Consider the following 17,132-nt stretch of genomic DNA (forward strand, 5'->3'; position numbering starts at 1 on the left):
AAATTTACTTGTTCATAAAAAACCATTTGTATTCATGCAAATGGATATCCACCACAAAAAAATCTGCTCATTCAGCGGTAAACCGTGAAGTGAGCAGATTTCAGTACTTATCGTTTAAATGTTAGCAAAAATATTTGGCTTTCTATTTCTCAGTGGATTCGTTTGCTCAACGGCATACCCTACATTTAAAATGCGTCCTTCTTTAAAGGCAGGGCCAATAATTTGTAGCCCTATTGGTAAATTCCCTTTAAAGCCACAAGGAACGGAAAGGGCAGGTAAGCCTGTTAAGTTGCTAGGGCCTGTAAAGCGAATAATATTATCAATTAAATCCACTTTTTGACCATTTAACTCTGCGAAATCATCACCAATTGTATTAGCCACAACAGGTAGAGTAGGGGTAATAAGCACATCTACCTTATTAAAAATCTCTGTAAACTCCTGTTTGATTTGACGACGTACCTGTTGTGCCTGTAAGTAATCGACTGCAGAAGGCAATTCACCGAGCTCAAAGAGTAGGCGTATATCGTCACCAAAATCTTGTGGTCTCTCTTGTAAATCGGAATGGTGTATAGCTGCCGCCTCCGAAAGGGACGTCACAAGCTCTGCCCATTCTGCATATTGTAATGAAGGAATTCGCACTACTTCCACTTTCGCACCTTGATCTACTAAGTTTTGAATACTTGCTCGAACAGCTTTTTCTATATCAGCATCCACATTTTTAAAGAAGTATTCTTCATTGATACCAATCACTAAATCCTTGATATTGCCAGAAAGCTGCTGCACGTAGTTGTCTGTTGGAACGTCAATGCAAGTAGGGTCTCGATGATCAAAGCCAGAAATGACTTCAAGCAAGCCTGCTGCATCCTTTACTGTCTTTGTCATTGGGCCAATATGGTCTAAACTCCAAGCGAGTGGGTAACAGCCATATTTACTTACACGACCGTGTGTAGGTTTTAAACCAACAATGCCACAAGCAGAGGATGGAATTCGAATGGAACCAGCTGTATCCGTTCCTAATGAAGCAACACTGGCCCCTGCTGCAACAGCCGCCCCAGAGCCGCCGCTAGAACCGCCAGGGATTTTATCTAAATCCCATGGGTTGCGAACAGGTCCGTAATGAGGATTGTTATTGGTAATTCCCCAAGCATATTCATGCATGCTTAGTTTTCCAGTGAAAATTACACCAGCGTCACGAAGTTTTTCAACCACTGTCGCATCATAATCAGAAACGAAGTCCTTATGAATTTTTGAGGACATCGTTGTTATCTTATCTTTGAAATACAAGTTATCTTTTAAGGCCATCGGAATCCCGTGATACATGCCTTTATAGTGGCCTTGGAGAATTTCCTGTTCCACTTCTTTTGCCTTTGCTAAAGCTTCTTCCCTGTAAAAGGCCATATAGGAATTAATTTTAGGCTGACTTTCCTCAGCAAAATCTAAAATCGCCTTCGTTAATTCCACGGGAGATAGTGTCTTCGATGCAAGTAAGGGTGCCAACTCTTCAACGGATTTTAAATGTAAATCAGTTGTCAATATGATCACCTCCAGGAATACTACGTACCGCGATATCTGCATCATCAATCGTAATACCTTCTAAATTGCTACGAAGTGACTGCATGCCCTCCCAGCGTGTTTTTAATAGTTCAAGGTGTTCAGGTTTCGGTGTAATTCCTTTGTTCTCCAATAATTGTTGAATAGACAAGCTCATTAACAGGATCCTCCCTTGAATAATTTTTATATCTAAATAGGTTTCCCTATTAAGATCGATAGGGTAAAAACGCAAAATATTATAATAGGTAATATAAACCTATTATTACAATCATACACTAACAATAATTTATATCAAATAAATTATTTGTAATATATTTAATATTATGAAATATTTACTACGCTAATAAACGTTCAAAGTCTAGTGTGTGTGCTTGCTCTTTTTACATACGATTCACAGTCTATTTACAATCAAAGCGTACAATGAACCATAATAACCAATTGAAGAGGTGCAAGAATGGAGTCTGCTGTGGGGCAAAATATAAAAACTAGTAATATATTTTCTTTTTTTAAATATTTATATGGGCAACATCAAAGCAATACGTTATATATGAAACGTTTAAAAGCATTGAAACAAATTATTCAGCATAACGATTTACATACATATTTTCAACCTATTGTAGATTTACAGTCAAAACAAACGATGGGATTTGAAGCATTAAACCGTCCAGGTTCCTCAGCATTATTTAATAGTGTCGACCAGTTTTATGAGTTTGTTGGACAAACAGATTGTGTATTTTTATTTGAATGTTTTTGTCGAAATCTTTCCTTACAACGATTTAAGGAACGTATGCCTAACGATTTGGCGGATAAAAGCTTCTTAGTCTTTCTTAATATACATCCAAATGTATTAGTAGATAAAAATTACCATTGTGGAGAAACACTGCAATTGCTAAAGGAACTTGGCATTAAACCGCAGCAAGTCGTGTTTGAATTAACTGAGCGTAGTGCCGTGATAGATTTTGTAGAGTTTGAGCGTGTATTATCACATTATCGATCACAGGGCTATCGCATAGCAGTGGACGATGTAGGCTCAGGCTATAATAGTTTAAAAACGCTCATTTATTTAAAGCCAGAATTCATTAAATTAGACCGTTCCTTAATTCAATTTATCGATCAAAACAGCGAACAGCAACAACTCGTTACCTTATTAATGAAGTATGCCGAGCAAGCTAACACTAAAATGATTGCTGAAGGGATTGAGCGACAAGAAGAGCTGGCGTATCTGCATCATATTGGCATTCACTATGCACAAGGTTATGCAATAGGAAAGCCCGCAAAGGAAATACAATTGGGGAAAATAAGGGTGGGTGACAATGAAGATAGGGGAAGTCATTGAAAAGGTTCCATGTATTGATGAATTTGTGAAAAATAAAGAAGTAGATGTACTTTTTACAAGTAATCCTTCATTGCGTAGTATTGTTGTCGTTCGGGATGAAAAACCAATTGGACATATTACACGCACACATTTCTATCAAAAAATAGGTACTCAATATGGCTATCATTTATTTATGGGACGGCAAAATCAACTTATCATTAAAGAAAATCCTTTAATAGTAGATCGCTATACTCCAATCACTGAGGTTAGTACACTAGCGATGTCTAGACCTCCTGAAGACTTATATGATGATATCATTGTGACGAAAAATGACTTATATGACGGAATGGTTAGCATTCGTGAGTTACTGTTAAAGCTTGTTGATACACAAGTAGCTATCGCCAGTTTTTTAAATCCGTTAAGTAGTCTTCCAGGCAATACATTAATCGATGAAAAGCTAGAGGAAGCATTACAGCTAGCACACTATAGTTTGATCTATTTTGATTTAGATCATTTTAAATCCTACAATGACACATATGGCTTTAATAAAGGGGATAAAATTTTACGTTATTTAACAGATATACTAAAAAGATATATCTGTGGGGCGGAAGATTTTTTAGGGCATATTGGTGGCGACGATTTTGTTGCCATCCTTCCGCATTATGAAATAGAAAAGATTTGTCAGAAGATCATAGATGACTTTGATGCCAATATTTTAAGCTTTTATGAGCTAGAGGATTTAGTGTATGTGCAGGTAGCTAATAGAGCGGGTGAGCTAGGTACTCTAACATGTACATCCTTATCCATTGCCGTTATTACGAATGAATATCAGTATTTTAACTCCGTCGAACAATTATCCAATGCGGTCACACACGTGAAAAAGCAGTGTAAAAAAATTGCAGGCAGCTGTTACCTTATCAACGAACAAAAAACCTACTTCGTTCATTAAACGATGTAGGTTTTTCATGTTGTTGAAAAAAGACCATGTCAACGGCAGAAAAAGCAAATTTGTAAGGTGAGAGGTTGATTTCCGTTCCGCCAGCGCCCTTTCCAGGGGGCGTCCGATGAGCCGCTTCACTCACTTACGCTCGCTCCAGGGTCTCATCTGTGACGCTAAATCCCCTCCAATCAACCATTCTGCAAAGAGTCTTTACTTTTTTTCATAGTAATATAGCGATTAAATAGCCCATTATTTTTAGAGGGAATAAGCTCTTATTTTCAATGTGGGGAAGTGATGTGTGACAACACCTCTCCATAAAGAGTAGTGAAGACCTTCGCCTTATTTGAAAACCTTTGCTAAAAAGGTAATACTTTTGTAGGTTGGAGTCAAGTAGCCTGCAACGGTAATCCATTTCTACCTTTCAATTGACTGTTTTGTTTTTCAACACTAAGAGAAACCTACTTCGTTCATTAAACGATGTAGGTTTTTTGTTCGTCAGTAAGGCATTTTGGGTATAGATTTTGTAGTTAATATGAACAATTTTAAAATTCCGGTAACCATTTTGTCACCAACTTCTATGTTTTTGACTAGAATATTAATACAACTGAAATGAGCAATTCTATCAAGCCTTATAGTTTAGCTGTCTATACGTTAAAAGTTAGCCTCATGAACGTTTTCGATAACTATCTACTATTCCCTTTTATAATGGCTCCTTTTACTTATTGCTAATAAATATTATTGATTTTAATTTTAAGGGCATAATCAAAGGAAGAAATCGTTTTTATTTTAGGAATTTATTAATCTTAATAAAACATACTTGAATTATAGGGATTATGGGTATATAATTCGATTACATTATTATAAAACATCTTAGGAGGCATTCCATTGTCGAATTTACAAATCATTCTTAACGTAGCAGTGTTACTTGTGTTCGTTGGAATTTTATATGTTATGAATAAAAAACACGTCAAGTTTTCAAATCGTGTTTTTGCAGGTTTAGGTTTAGGGATTGTACTTGGTCTTGGACTTCATTTTATCTATGGTATAGATTCTGAAGTGTTAGCCAAAACAACATCTTGGTACAACATTATAGGTACAGGATATGTAAAATTGCTACAAATGGTAGCAATGCCATTAGTCTTTATTTCTATTTTAATTGCCTTTACGAAGATGAAGATTGGCAAAAACTTTGGGAAAATGGCAGCTCTTATTTTAGCCATTTTAATTGGTACAACAGCGGTTTCAGCGGCTGTCGGTATTTTTTCTGCAACCGTATTTGATTTAGATGCAACACAAATTTTACAAGGTGATGCAGAAACGGCACGCGGTCAATATCTTGAAGAAAAAACAACGGGCTTAGCAGCTCCAGATCTACCAACACAAATTATCGAGCTATTCCCTGCAAATCCATTCCTTGATTTAACAGGTGCTCGTTCTACTTCAACAATTGCGGTTGTTATTTTCTCAGCATTCCTTGGTTTTGCTTATTTACGTGTGGCACGTAAGGATGAGGGGACAGCAGCTACAATTAAAAAAGGCTTAGATGCAATCTATGCCCTTGTAATGGGTGTCGTAACGATTGTCTTACGATTAACACCATACGGCATTTTGGCTATTATGGCTCGTACTGTTGCAACATCAGATTTCGGTGCGATTTACAATTTAGGTAAGTTTGTTATTGCTTCTTATGTGGCGTTATTTATTGTTTTACTAGTACACTTATTAATTCTGACATTAAGCGGATTAAATCCATTCACGTATTTGAAAAAATCTGCAGAGACATTATTATTCGCCTTTACATCTCGTTCTAGTGCGGGTACTTTACCGATGAATATTAAAACGCAAACAGGTCGTCTTGGGGTATCTGAGGGTATTGCAAACTTCTCAGGCTCATTCGGATTATCAATCGGTCAAAATGGCTGTGCTGGTGTATATCCTGCTATGTTAGCAATTATGATCGCACCAACAGTTGGCATTAATCCACTCGATCCTATCTTCATTATTACAGTTATCGCGGTAGTAGCGGTTAGCTCATTTGGTGTAGCAGGTGTTGGTGGTGGTGCAACATTTGCAGCTATTCTTGTGTTATCAGCACTTGATTTACCAATTGCACTTGCAGGTGTATTAATTTCTGTAGAGCCTTTAATTGATATGGGACGTACAGCATTAAATGTAAGTGGGTCAATGACAGCGGGTGTTACAACAGCACGTATTACAAAAGAATTGGATACAGAAATGTACAATGATAAAGAATTAGGTGCTCAAGTAGCAGATCTATAAAATCAAAGAGGCCCCTTTAAAGGTAAAACTTTAAAGGGGCTTACATTTTATATTATTTTTACATAAAAATCTTTACCATTAATTAATTCGGAAACTTCAATTTTATAATTTTGTTTATAGTAATCATAAATATTGTAGGCTAGACCAGAGTGTCCATTTAAATAGGTTCCCTTTTTAATCTCTTTCCGAGGATTATGGAAATCGAAATAGAGGCGTGCATCATTGCTCATTGTATTTAAAATAGCTAGAAATTCTTGTTCTTCAATATGAATTCCTCGTGTATAGCGGCATTCTCTGCGGTAGGTATCGTGAGCAACATTTACGGGAGAAGCTTCAAGAATCATTTCAATCTGTTTATTCAAATGATGATAGCTCCTTTCAAATTATTAGTAACGTCCGTATGTGAACTAGTTACAAATAAGGGTTTTATTAATTTTAGTATATAATTATCAGAAAATTATATCAATATTTTTCTACCAATCTTGTTGCTGTATGTCCTCTGCTATTACTTGTAAATCATAGGCATTTACGATTAAAAGAGTGTAGTCATGAGATTCCATATATTTTTCAGCAAGTCGCTTAATATATTTCGGAGAACCTTCATTTTCTTCATCGTAAATTAATAAAAGCCCATCTGTATTTTGAATAATAAATTTATCCTTCTCAACAAATTGCCAGGGTGCTTCGTATGGTTTTTTGGTCACGCTTGTAACAAAATCGGCTTGGGCAATTAATGTTTGATATTTTTCCTTTTTTAGGTCCTGCCAATTTTTTTCTTGCTCTAAAAATGGTGTAATAACGGCATATTTTAAATGTGGAAATTCTTTTTTAAGCATTAAAACAACTTCAGCACTCCAAGATTCTACACCCTGCTGACCACTGATAATAACCCATTCCAGTCCTTCATCAAGTAGTGTGCGTAGACGGGCTTCCAGTGCTTTTTTTATGATGGCAATGCCAGGATGTTTATCATTAAAAATACCAAGTTCATGTGGCTTATAGCCAGTAATCATAATACGCTGTAACAACAAAATGCCCCCTAAGCTGTATAGTTGTAGTTCTAGTATACAGTAGGGGGCAAATGAAAACGAATTCCATGCAATTGTCTATGAAAATGCAAGTAGTGTTAGAATCACTGCTACAGCCGCACAAATACCTAAAAACCACCATGAGTCTGTAAAGTCTTCTTTAGTGTCACTATTCATATAAAATAATTCCTTTCTTATTTGCCTACCTGTTGAGTTTTATTTTACCTGCCCAGTCCAAGACCAATTCGTCCATATCCGTAAGATTGTCTCAAATGGGCCACGTTTAAATTTCTTTAAATAGGCAAGGCTGAAAACACATTGCAAGCCATATACAACGATTCCGAATAGGATACCACCAAAGACGCCTAGTTTACCGTATAATCCGAGACCATAGCCATAAAAAACAGTTGTACAAATAATGGTTTGTAGTAAATAATTGGTTAATGACAGTTTTCCAACGCTCTCAAATGCTGGTGCAAGTAGTTGTACAGGACGTGTTTTATAAATGAGTGCTGCAAGGCAAACATAGCCAACCGCTAGTAACTGAGCGCCACCCATTAATAAGATGGAAGAAAAGGCACTTTCTATAAAACTTAGACTTTTACATACGAGCCCAATAGGAACGAGGAGAGTACCTAGCTTATACCATTTCATTTCCTTATCCATCTCCATGAAGGCTTGCTTTTTAGCAAGTGCCATACCGAAAAGGAATAGAGGTGCGTAGAACAACGGTGTAAAAATTAATAAAATGAAGAGGAAGGCTGGCTCTTCCATTCCCGGTACTTCAGCATTAGCTCGAAAATCAAAAATTTCTGAGTAGCTTCCGTTAGCGTAAACGTTATCTGCTTTTTCAATATAGGTATCTAGCTCTTTTTGTTCCTTTTTTGAAGCTTCCATAGAGCCGTATGTTAATGCCGTTGTTAGGACGAAAAGGATACTGGCCCATATAAATAGCGTTTTCGGCTTCCGATTAATAAAGGGAATCAAAAATAAAGTCATACAGCCATAAGAAAATAGAATATCGCCTTCCCATAATAAAGTGGAATGAAGTAAGCCGAGAGCAATCAAACCAGTTGCACGGCGTAAAATAGACCAGCGGCTTTTATTCTTTTTCTTGCGAATGGATTCAATCAATTTAATAAGCGAGAAGCCGAATAATATAGTGAAGATAGGCATAAATGAGCCTTCAATCACAATTTTCACAAAATATAAAGCTCCATTATCTAAGGTAGAAAGATTTTTTAATTCATCTTTGCCATACATCCCGTACTGGAAAATCAGTAAATTCGCCATTAAGATGCCAAATAAACTAAATCCACGCATCGTATCAATGAAAGTAACACGTTTAGTTGTCATTGCGTTTTATCTCCTTAATTGGTTATCTTATACATAGAATAGTGAAGGAAGCTTATGGTGAAATAATGACTACCTTAAATTAATCTTAAAAGTAGGTGAGGAAATGCAGGACGCATCAATTTTAGTGTTAGAGGATGAACGTGCCATTGCTGAAATGATTGAAATCATTTTAAGAAAAGAAGGAATTACCAATATTACATTATGTAACACAATTGAAGAAGCAAAAGATGAAATGAATACTAAAACATTTGACTTTTATCTATTAGATATCATGCTGCCAGATGGAAGTGGGCTGGATATCGCGAATAGGATTCGGGAAAAAAGTGATGCCCCTATTTTTTATTTAACTGCAAAAAGCAGTGATGCAGATAAACTTCGCGGTTTTATGAATGGCGCAGATGATTATATTACAAAACCATTTAACCCATTAGAGCTTGTAGCACGAGTAAAGGTACAGTTAGTCCGTTACATGAAGAAAAAGAGTGTACCAGAAAATCATGTATTTACTTGCAGCCGTTTTACATTTGACATTGACGCAGCAGAAATCGAGGTAGACGGGGTGAAGGAAATAATCAGTGGTCGCTTGTTTCATTTATTAAAATATTTATGTGACAATGTAGGGCAAGTGTTATCAAAAGAGCAAATATACGAGCGCGTATGGGGTGATTGCTTATTTGATGATAATACAGTGATGGTACATATAAGAAAGCTGCGAGAAAAAATAGAAAAAAATCCTGGAAAGCCGACCTGCATTATCACTGTCAGAGGTATTGGCTATAAGCTTGTTGGAGACATCTCTTCATGAAGTCTGCTGGAAAATTAACACTCCGTTTTGTGTCGTATTTCATCATATTCTATCTATTGATCATTTCAGGTTTTATTATAAGTCTGGTGTTTTTCGCTATCTTTATCAATGAACGTGTCGGTGACAACATTCATGTAATGAGCTCCTTTGAAATTGAAGATGATGCCGTTGTAGAGAAAGGGAAGACGGTTAAAATTGCTGATTATTTAGTGAAGAGAGCTGAGGAAAATGTAGGACAGCTCTATTTATTTGATTCATCCATGACAATTGTTGATTATACGGGAGATACATGTGGATTATGTGGAAAGTCAGATAATGAACTATTGGCATTGAAACAACCGGGTATGCATACGTGGGAACTGCCAAATTACTATTTATTATTTCTTCCGACTACTCCTGTCCAACCACTTTTTGAGGAGGCACTTGAAAACTGGACAGCAACAGGGAATATTTCTGCTGTAACACGGCAACGTCTAAAAGAAAATAAAGCCAGTGTTGAAATCTATGACGAGCAATGGAATCGGATTGAAGTCATTGGCGAACGCTATGAGAAGCTAAATAAGCCACAATTACTAGAGGAAAAATACGATATTTTCGAGCATGCGGAGCTGAAGCAAAGCACAGCCTTAGCCAACGATATGACATTTGTTGTGCGAATGCCTAACCCATCTTATAAGCCTTTTGAAGAGCCTTTTAATAAGGCGATGGTATTGTTCGTTTCTATCTTCTTTGGAGGGCATATTATATTGCTGTTGGGCGTTATCTTTTTATCCATCAGTATTTCACGACAATTTGTACGACCATTAGTCTATGTTATATCACGCATTGAACGACTAACTCAATTTGATTACAGTGAAATTAGTGATAAAAAAATCCATCATCAAAAAACAGGGAAGTTAAAACGGAAATTTAAACTGTTTCAACCTGTAGAGGAGTCACTCAATCATCTATCTGAACGACTTGATTCAAATGAAAGACAAATCAAGCATGCAGAGCATTTACGTGAGGAGTGGATAACAGGCTTATCGCACGATCTAAAGACCCCGTTAAGCTCCATTTATGGCTATTCCACTATGCTTGCATCTGAGGAATATGAGTGGACAAAGGATGAGATGCGTATTTTTGCACAAACCATGCAAGAAAAGGCGACATACATGGATGCACTCATTCAGGATTTAACCTATACGTACCAATTAAAAAATAAAGCGATACAGCTGGATAAAGTGTTATTACCGCTAGCCATATGGTTACCACAATTTGCAGATGAACAGGTATGTGTAAAGGTATATGGTGATGTGTTGCTGCAAGCAGATGAGCTTTTACTTAAGCGGATTATGGATAATTTAATAACTAATGCGAAAAAGTATACGCCTGAAGGCACGAAGGTCGTTGTGGAGGCACAACATACTGGTAAAGAAGTAATGCTAACCATTGCTGACCAAGGCCCTGGTATTCCGCAGGAGGAGCTCGATAATCTATTCGAACGCTATTATCGAGGAACGAATACGACAGATGATACAACAGGAACAGGGCTAGGACTAGCCATTACGAAACAGCTCATTGATTTACACAATGGCACAATTAGTGTTCGTTCAGGCCAAGATGGAACCATCTTCGTTCTAAAATTCCAATGTCACTAGTGTTAGATTCGATTTCTAGAGAGGAATGCTCTTGAAGGACGAGGCTTATTAAACAGAGTAAAGAGGTATCAAAGTGTTTTATTTGATACCTCTTTTTGTTTTATTTATTTTTCGTACAACGCTCGGCTGGCTGTTCAATTTTAACATAGCGCCATAAGTTATTAGCGATATCGCGCGCTTCTGCGATATGTTCTGTGCCAACGAATGCCTTACGGAAAGGAGTAAGAAGTGATTCGATGATAAAAAGCTTTGGTTTTTCGCGCTGTAGCTCTTCTAATAAGAATTGAGCATATTCCAAACCTTCCATTGTTTCGTTGTTCGACAAACCCTTTGTAAAGCCTTGTAATTGTTCGATAACCATTTCTTTTGTAACGGTTTTATAGTTCACCACATTTTGAATGGTATTGATCATTTCAACACTCACGATGATTTCTTTCGACTCAAGCATCGTGGGTATAATTACGCTAATATTACGCAATGCTACACGTACAATAGCTTCTCGATTGATATATTTATAATCGGCAATAAAGACAGCACGTAGAGTGAGGTTAATCATCCCAAGTGTTTGGACAGCACATTCATAGCTAATTGGGCTAATCTCTTCGCCAAAAACTTGTACTAGTCGGCTGGCTAGCCATTCTAATTCTTGTAAATGGTAGTTAATAATGATTTTCTTTAGTTCTTTATCTCTTGATTGGAAGACGGATTCGAAAATCTGTATTAAATTATGTTCACGATTGACATACATGAGAACAGCGACTTGCTGTGTCAATACTTCTAAATCTGTAGGGTCTTTACCATAGATAAGCTCATGACGACGATTACTAGCTTCTTCACGCCCTTCATCCAAAATGGCGATTAAGCATTCGTTTTTCGAAGTAAAGTGATTATAAAATGTACCTTTTGAGATTTTAGCTGCATTGATGATGTCATTAATCGATGTATCTAGAAAACCCTTTTCAATAAAAAGTTCACGTGCTGCTGTAATAATCTGTCTTTTTCTTTTGTTCATAACCTCACCTTTTTTATATTATTATACTCTTATTCTACACTTAAAACCCTTGCATATCAACGTTTATAAAAAATATAAACTTATTTGTTGAAAAAAGTAGACTACGAGTATAAAATAAGTTTTATCGCAAAACACAAGAAAGAATTGAGGGATATAAATGAATAGTGAGCAAACAATGAAAAAGCCCCCTTACGGCATGATAGCTATTCTATTTGTGGGTGCTTTTGTTGCTTTTCTAAACAACACATTGTTGAATGTGGCATTACCAACAATCATGAAGGATTTTGGGATTACCTATTCAAAGGTACAATGGTTAGCAACAGGGTATATGCTCGTGAGCGGTATTTTAGTGCCCGCTTCAGCATTCTTTGTGACACGCTTTAAAAATAGACATCTATTTATAACAGCGATGTCCATCTTTACAATCGGTACAATTATGGCAGGCTTTGCGCCAAACTTTGGTGTGCTGCTAGCAGGTCGTATGGTGCAAGCAGCTGGGGCTTCTAGTATGTCACCACTTTTAATGAATGTTATGCTAACAAGCTTCCCGAAAGAGAAGCGTGGAGCAGCGATGGGGATCTTTGGTTTAGTAATGATCATGGCGCCAGCAATTGGTCCTACATTATCAGGCTACATTGTGGAGCATCATGATTGGCGTATGCTCTTCCAAATGATTATTCCATTTGCAATAATTAGTTTATTATTTGGTGTGTGGAAACTAAGAAACGTGATGGAGACACGTGAAGTTCACTTAGATTTCCCTTCAGTCCTTTTATCAACAGTTGCATTCGGTGGTATTTTATACGGCTTTAGTACAGCGGGGGATAAAGGCTGGTCAAGTCCATGGGTATATGGAACAATTACAGTTGGCTTCATCGCTTTAATAATTTTTATCATTAAGCAGTTGAAAATGGATGAGCCACTTCTGGAATTACGTATTTATAAATACCCAATGTTTGCTTTAGGGTCTGTCATCTCAGTTATTATCTCTATGGCGATGTTCTCAGGGATGATTTTAACACCAGCATATGTACAGTCTATTCGTGGTATTGAACCATTTGAGGCGGGCTTAATGATGCTTCCAGGGGCACTTGTTATGGGGATTATGTCACCAATCACTGGTAAGCTTTTCGATAAATTTGGTCCTCGAGTGTTGGCCATTATTGGCTTAACAATCACAACAATTGCAACATTTGGTTTAACAAAATTAGAAATTGATTCAAGCTACACATATATCGTATCAATGTATACAATTCGTATGTTTGGTATGTCGATGGTCATGATGCCAATTATGACAAACGGTTTAAATCAACTACCACAAATTATGAATCCTCATGGTACAGCTATTAACAATACATTACAGCAGGTATCAGGAGCAATCGGTAGTGCGATTTTAGTTACATTTATGAATAATCGTACAAAAGCAAAAGCAGAAGAATTAATTGTAGAAGCCAAAGCGAATGCTGCACAATCAGGAGCGGCACCTACAGCAGAGCAAATGCAACAAATGCAAGATCAGATTATGCAAACTGCCTTATTAGATGGTATTACACACTCCTTCTTAATTGCAGCGGGTATAACAGTGATTGCAGTAGTACTTGCCTTCTTCTTAAAACGTGTAAAAGTTGAAAGCACAGCAGCTTCAATGGATTTAAAAAAACCAACTAAATAATGAACAGAACCCCCTTTATAGGTAAAACATTTACCAACGAAGGGGGTTTTTTATATGTTTATTTGAAAAAAAATTTTAGGATTGTTGTTATTTTTCATCATTTTATTTTATATGATAATAATAATTTACAGAAAATTTAGATTTTTATATAATGAGGTGCTTTCGTGGTAGATGCATATATCAATGACTTAGTGAACGAAAAGGAACTGCCAGGAGCTGTATTAATTGTTCAACAGCAACAAAACAGGCTATTAACAGGCAGTTATGGAGCCTATACAGCTGAGGATGGTAGCAAGCAAGCTATTGTAAATCATACGCTGTTTGATTTAGCTTCCTTAACGAAGGTTGTAGCTACAGTACCAGCTATTTTACTGCTGATAAGTCGAAATCAATTAACATTAAGAGAGCCTGTTCAAACATTTTTGCCTACATTTCATTACCCAGATATGACGATTCAACAGTTATTACAGCATTGCTCAGGGCTACCGGCAGATTTAACACCAGTGGTAGAGCGGAATCACAGACGTGACATCATGCAGGAGATAATGGCAAGTGAAGTAGTGTGTCAGCCAAATAAACAGGTGGTATATAGTGATTTAGGCATGATTCTACTAGGAAAGGTGATTGAACAGGTTACTGGGTGTTCATTCAACAGTTTTGTAGAGCAAGAGATTTTTAAGTCATGGGGCATGCACCATACTCGTTTTCGATTGCAGGAGCAACAAAGAAGGCATGCGGCATCAACTGAAATGTTTGCAGGGAAATTTGTTCAGGGGATTGTTCATGATGAAAAAGCTCTATTACTCGATGGGGTTGCTGGGAGTGCAGGCTTGTTTTCGTGCGCAGAGGATTTAGCAAAGTATGCGGAAATTTTTTTAGGGATCAGGCAACAAACGGTTATTCCATATGAATGGATGGAGCTTACCTATACAAAAACATTCAAAAATAGGGGACTTGGTTTTGAAGTATGGAGAGGGGACGATACATCACTTTGTTTTGGTAGGAGGTGGAGCAAGAACTCATTTGGTCATACAGGATTTACAGGCACGAGTATTTGGATGGACCCTATTCAAAAAGCATTTGTTATTTTCTTAACGAATGCGGTGCATTATGGGAGAAATACAAAGCTGCGAAGGATTCGGGAGAAGCTTCATACGATGATTTATGAAAAATTACTGATATGAAGGGTGGATCTGTTGGTATGAGACAAAAGAGTAAATGGTTATTGCCGTTTCTTTTATTACTCGTTGTAGCTTTAGTAGGCTGTAACACCGATAAGAAATCAACGAACGCAACAACACCTGGTAAAGAAGACGGGCCGAAAACAGAAGAGGTTTCCCTAACAATAGGGAGTTGGCGGACAGAAGATGTTGCCAAATATGAAAAAGTAATTGCTTTATTTAATGAACAACATCCTGATATACACATTTCCTTTAACCCAACTAAAAATACAGAATATAACACAGTCCTCAATACAGCATTACAAGCGGGGGAAGGACCAGATATTTTCCACTTGCGTCCATATGCAGCTGGGTTGAAGCTTGCAGAGGCGGGTTATGTTGAGAAAATAAATGACTTAAGCGGTTTGCGTGCATATCCTGAAGAGGCATTAATGGCTTCACGTGATGAGCAAGGGAATCAGTATGGTGTACCAATTAATTTAAGCTCAACGCAATTTTTCTACAATAAAAAGATTTTTAAAGATAATAATCTCGAAGTTCCTACTACATGGGATGAATTTATAGCCTTAAATGATCAATTATTAGAAAAGGGCATTACACCCATTGCAATGGGTACAAAAGAAGGCTGGTTATTATCGTTGCTACACGGTATTGTGGGCCCCGCTATTTATGAAGGAAATGATTTCTATCAAGCAGTGCTTACGGGAGAAAAGGATTTCTCAGACGCTCAGTTTATCGAATCTATACAAGTGATGAACGACTTGAAAAAGTATTTTCCAGCTAATTCAGAAGGCTTGGGAATGGATGATATTCGTACATTGTTCGCTTTAGAGGATGCAGCGATGTTCCCGCTCGGTAGCTGGGAAATTCCTGTTGTCTTAGAAATGAATCCAGATTTAGATTTAGGGTATTTCCCGATTCCTTCAAAAGAAGGTCATAAAACAGTGACAACTTGGGTAGATGGTTCATTTGCGATCAATGCAAATTCAAAAAATAAAGAAGCAGCTAAAGAATTTTTAGCGTTTTTAACAACAAAGGAATTTGGTGAACTGTTTGTGAGGGAATTTTCTATGATCAGTGCTATTCCTGGCATTACTTCTGATGACGCCTTGCTAAATGACATTAGTAACTCGACTGCTAATGAAGCAACACCATATATGTGGGTGACTAATTTTACTGGTGGGGACCCGACAACAAAGAGCTTGCTTGAGAGTGAGCTACAGGGCATGTACTTAGATCAGGTAACGCCTGAAGAGGTAGCCAAAAAAGTACAGGAAAACGCTAAAGCTTGGTTTACGCCCTTTCAGCAATAAGTAATGTATTAAGATAGACCCCTGAAACTCCACTAAGGTGTATAGGGGTCTTGTTGTCTCATTATGATTAAAGGGGGCTGTTCAGCATGAAAGAATCTACAGCTTCATCGTCAAGAAAGAGGAAATCGTGGGCAAAATGGACAATACATCTTTTCCCAATTCCTGCACTAATAGTATACGGAATGTTTGTACTTTATCCGATAGTAGCAGCTTTATCCTATAGTTTTTTTGAATGGAAAGGGATGGCTCGTGGCGGTTTCATTGGCTTCCAAAATTTTGTGACGCTTTTTACGACAGAACCTTATAGCTCCATGTTTTGGAACGCCTTCAAACATAATGTCCTGTATTTTGTTTTGCAAATGGTAGTGATGAATGGATTAGCATTCTTTCTTGCATTTATTATCTACCAAAAAGTTAAGGGAGCGGCGTTTTTTAAGGCGGCTTTCTTTCTACCACGATTATTATCAGTAATCGTAGTAGGTTTCTTATGGAAGCTCATCTTAAATCCTAATTTTGGTACCTTAAATGTTATTTTAGAGAAATTGGGTCTTGAAACCTTACAAAAGGCTTGGCTTGGAGATCCTGGAACAGCTTTAATAGCGATTATTTTAGTGAATTGTTGGTTTGGGCTTGGTTTTGGCGTTTTAATATTTTTAGCTGGCTTTCAAGGAATTCCAAGTGAGTTAGTTGAAGCAGCAAAATTGGATGGTGCCAAAGGCTTTACATTATTACGCACTATTTATTTGCCATTAATGGTGCCATCTATTATGATCATGGGAATTTTAACGTTTATCCAGTCCTTTGAGGCATTTGAGCTTGTATATGCGATGCAGGGCTCCATGGGAGAGCCATATTATTCTACAGATACTTTAGCTGTATTTTTCTATCGCTTGGCATTTGGTAGCTCTACAGCTTCTGGAGCGACAGCTATTGGGCTAGGTTCTGCGCTAGCAACGGTACTATTCCTATTTATTTTAGTTTGTACCACGGTATTTTTACGCCTGGCCAATAAAAGGGATGTCCAAATGTAGGGGGTGAA

15 protein-coding genes are annotated in these 17,132 nt (G+C 37.2%); 9 read left to right on the forward strand and 6 right to left on the reverse strand.

What is annotated here, in order from left to right; all coding sequences use genetic code 11:
- Positions 1 to 114 precede the first annotated feature (114 nt).
- Together MHI04_RS01385 and MHI04_RS01390 are read right to left on the reverse strand one after the other, a co-directional pair.
- Entirely contained in the window at positions 115 to 1,533 is a 1,419-nt protein-coding gene (locus MHI04_RS01385; protein ID WP_036121982.1) for an amidase, read from the reverse strand.
- The gene (locus MHI04_RS01390) at positions 1,523 to 1,708 is read right to left on the reverse strand and encodes a hypothetical protein (protein ID WP_342535287.1); all 186 of its coding nucleotides are present in this window, start codon (positions 1,706 to 1,708) and stop codon (positions 1,523 to 1,525) included. Before MHI04_RS01390 ends, MHI04_RS01385 begins: the two co-directional genes overlap by 11 nt.
- Positions 1,709 to 2,005: 297 nt before the next feature.
- Here MHI04_RS01390 and MHI04_RS01395 point away from each other — a divergent pair, with 297 nt between their 5' ends.
- The 3 genes from MHI04_RS01395 to MHI04_RS01405 all read left to right on the forward strand — a co-directional run bounded on the left by MHI04_RS01395 (position 2,006) and on the right by MHI04_RS01405 (position 6,086).
- On the forward strand, positions 2,006 to 2,887 hold the full coding sequence (locus tag MHI04_RS01395) for an EAL domain-containing protein (protein ID WP_342535288.1): 882 nt from the start codon (positions 2,006 to 2,008) through the stop codon (positions 2,885 to 2,887).
- Positions 2,865 to 3,815, forward strand: a complete 951-nt coding sequence (locus tag MHI04_RS01400) for a GGDEF domain-containing protein (RefSeq protein WP_058845218.1) — start codon at positions 2,865 to 2,867, stop codon at positions 3,813 to 3,815. Before MHI04_RS01395 ends, MHI04_RS01400 begins: the two co-directional genes overlap by 23 nt.
- An 876-nt stretch (positions 3,816 to 4,691) precedes the next feature.
- A complete protein-coding gene (locus tag MHI04_RS01405) occupies positions 4,692 to 6,086 on the forward strand; it encodes an L-cystine transporter (RefSeq protein ID WP_036118167.1) in 1,395 nt (464 codons plus the stop codon).
- Between the two features lie 47 nt (positions 6,087 to 6,133).
- Here MHI04_RS01405 and MHI04_RS01410 read toward each other — a convergent pair whose 3' ends face one another.
- The 3 genes from MHI04_RS01410 to MHI04_RS01420 all read right to left on the reverse strand — a co-directional run bounded on the left by MHI04_RS01410 (position 6,134) and on the right by MHI04_RS01420 (position 8,470).
- Positions 6,134 to 6,448 (reverse strand): hypothetical protein, encoded by a 315-nt coding sequence (locus MHI04_RS01410; protein ID WP_036118164.1) that lies wholly within the window; start codon positions 6,446 to 6,448, stop codon positions 6,134 to 6,136.
- Positions 6,449 to 6,559: 111 nt separating this feature from the next.
- Positions 6,560 to 7,114 (reverse strand): DUF1273 domain-containing protein, encoded by a 555-nt coding sequence (locus tag MHI04_RS01415; protein WP_036118162.1) that lies wholly within the window; start codon positions 7,112 to 7,114, stop codon positions 6,560 to 6,562.
- Positions 7,115 to 7,330: 216 nt separating this feature from the next.
- Entirely contained in the window at positions 7,331 to 8,470 is a 1,140-nt protein-coding gene (locus MHI04_RS01420) for a DUF418 domain-containing protein (RefSeq protein ID WP_058844864.1), read from the reverse strand.
- 103 nt (positions 8,471 to 8,573) lie between these two features.
- On the opposite strand from MHI04_RS01420, the gene MHI04_RS01425 reads away from it, so the two are divergent.
- Together MHI04_RS01425 and MHI04_RS01430 are read left to right on the forward strand one after the other, a co-directional pair.
- Positions 8,574 to 9,275 carry a response regulator transcription factor gene (locus MHI04_RS01425; RefSeq protein WP_101966981.1) on the forward strand — a complete coding sequence of 234 codons (702 nt, stop codon included), beginning with the start codon at positions 8,574 to 8,576 and terminating at the stop codon, positions 9,273 to 9,275.
- The gene (locus tag MHI04_RS01430; protein ID WP_089934951.1) at positions 9,272 to 10,915 is read left to right on the forward strand and encodes a HAMP domain-containing sensor histidine kinase; all 1,644 of its coding nucleotides are present in this window, start codon (positions 9,272 to 9,274) and stop codon (positions 10,913 to 10,915) included. The genes MHI04_RS01425 and MHI04_RS01430 overlap by 4 nt, the downstream gene beginning before the upstream one ends.
- A gap of 100 nt (positions 10,916 to 11,015) precedes the next feature.
- Here the strand turns inward: MHI04_RS01430 and MHI04_RS01435 are convergent, their stop codons facing one another.
- Positions 11,016 to 11,927 (reverse strand): TetR/AcrR family transcriptional regulator, encoded by a 912-nt coding sequence (locus tag MHI04_RS01435; RefSeq protein ID WP_036118149.1) that lies wholly within the window; start codon positions 11,925 to 11,927, stop codon positions 11,016 to 11,018.
- A 157-nt stretch (positions 11,928 to 12,084) separates the two neighbouring features.
- On the opposite strand from MHI04_RS01435, the gene MHI04_RS01440 reads away from it, so the two are divergent.
- The 4 genes from MHI04_RS01440 to MHI04_RS01455 all read left to right on the forward strand — a co-directional run bounded on the left by MHI04_RS01440 (position 12,085) and on the right by MHI04_RS01455 (position 17,124).
- A complete protein-coding gene (locus tag MHI04_RS01440; RefSeq protein ID WP_036118147.1) occupies positions 12,085 to 13,599 on the forward strand; it encodes a DHA2 family efflux MFS transporter permease subunit in 1,515 nt (504 codons plus the stop codon).
- A 164-nt stretch (positions 13,600 to 13,763) separates the two neighbouring features.
- Positions 13,764 to 14,783, forward strand: a complete 1,020-nt coding sequence (locus MHI04_RS01445; RefSeq protein ID WP_340812434.1) for a serine hydrolase domain-containing protein — start codon at positions 13,764 to 13,766, stop codon at positions 14,781 to 14,783.
- 17 nt (positions 14,784 to 14,800) lie between these two features.
- Positions 14,801 to 16,093 carry an extracellular solute-binding protein gene (locus MHI04_RS01450; protein ID WP_036118179.1) on the forward strand — a complete coding sequence of 431 codons (1,293 nt, stop codon included), beginning with the start codon at positions 14,801 to 14,803 and terminating at the stop codon, positions 16,091 to 16,093.
- 86 nt (positions 16,094 to 16,179) lie between these two features.
- Entirely contained in the window at positions 16,180 to 17,124 is a 945-nt protein-coding gene (locus MHI04_RS01455) for a sugar ABC transporter permease (RefSeq protein WP_058844868.1), read from the forward strand.
- Positions 17,125 to 17,132: the final 8 nt, after the last annotated feature.

Source organism: Lysinibacillus sp. FSL K6-1151 (genome assembly GCF_038630755.1).
GTDB lineage: Bacteria > Bacillota > Bacilli > Bacillales_A > Planococcaceae > Lysinibacillus > Lysinibacillus fusiformis_D.

What these genes read in the sequence shown, in the direction of transcription:
- MHI04_RS01390 (WP_342535287.1), bottom strand. Translation starts at nt 1,708, where the DNA reads ATGAGCTTGTCTATTCAACAATTATTGGAGAACAAAGGAATTACACCG.
- MHI04_RS01395 (WP_342535288.1), top strand. Translation starts at nt 2,006, where the DNA reads ATGGAGTCTGCTGTGGGGCAAAATATAAAAACTAGTAATATATTTTCT.
- MHI04_RS01400 (WP_058845218.1), top strand. Translation starts at nt 2,865, where the DNA reads ATGAAGATAGGGGAAGTCATTGAAAAGGTTCCATGTATTGATGAATTT.
- MHI04_RS01420 (WP_058844864.1), bottom strand. Translation starts at nt 8,470, where the DNA reads ATGACAACTAAACGTGTTACTTTCATTGATACGATGCGTGGATTTAGT.
- MHI04_RS01425 (WP_101966981.1), top strand. Translation starts at nt 8,574, where the DNA reads ATGCAGGACGCATCAATTTTAGTGTTAGAGGATGAACGTGCCATTGCT.
- MHI04_RS01430 (WP_089934951.1), top strand. Translation starts at nt 9,272, where the DNA reads ATGAAGTCTGCTGGAAAATTAACACTCCGTTTTGTGTCGTATTTCATC.
- MHI04_RS01435 (WP_036118149.1), bottom strand. Translation starts at nt 11,927, where the DNA reads ATGAACAAAAGAAAAAGACAGATTATTACAGCAGCACGTGAACTTTTT.
- MHI04_RS01440 (WP_036118147.1), top strand. Translation starts at nt 12,085, where the DNA reads ATGAATAGTGAGCAAACAATGAAAAAGCCCCCTTACGGCATGATAGCT.
- MHI04_RS01450 (WP_036118179.1), top strand. Translation starts at nt 14,801, where the DNA reads ATGAGACAAAAGAGTAAATGGTTATTGCCGTTTCTTTTATTACTCGTT.
- MHI04_RS01455 (WP_058844868.1), top strand. Translation starts at nt 16,180, where the DNA reads ATGAAAGAATCTACAGCTTCATCGTCAAGAAAGAGGAAATCGTGGGCA.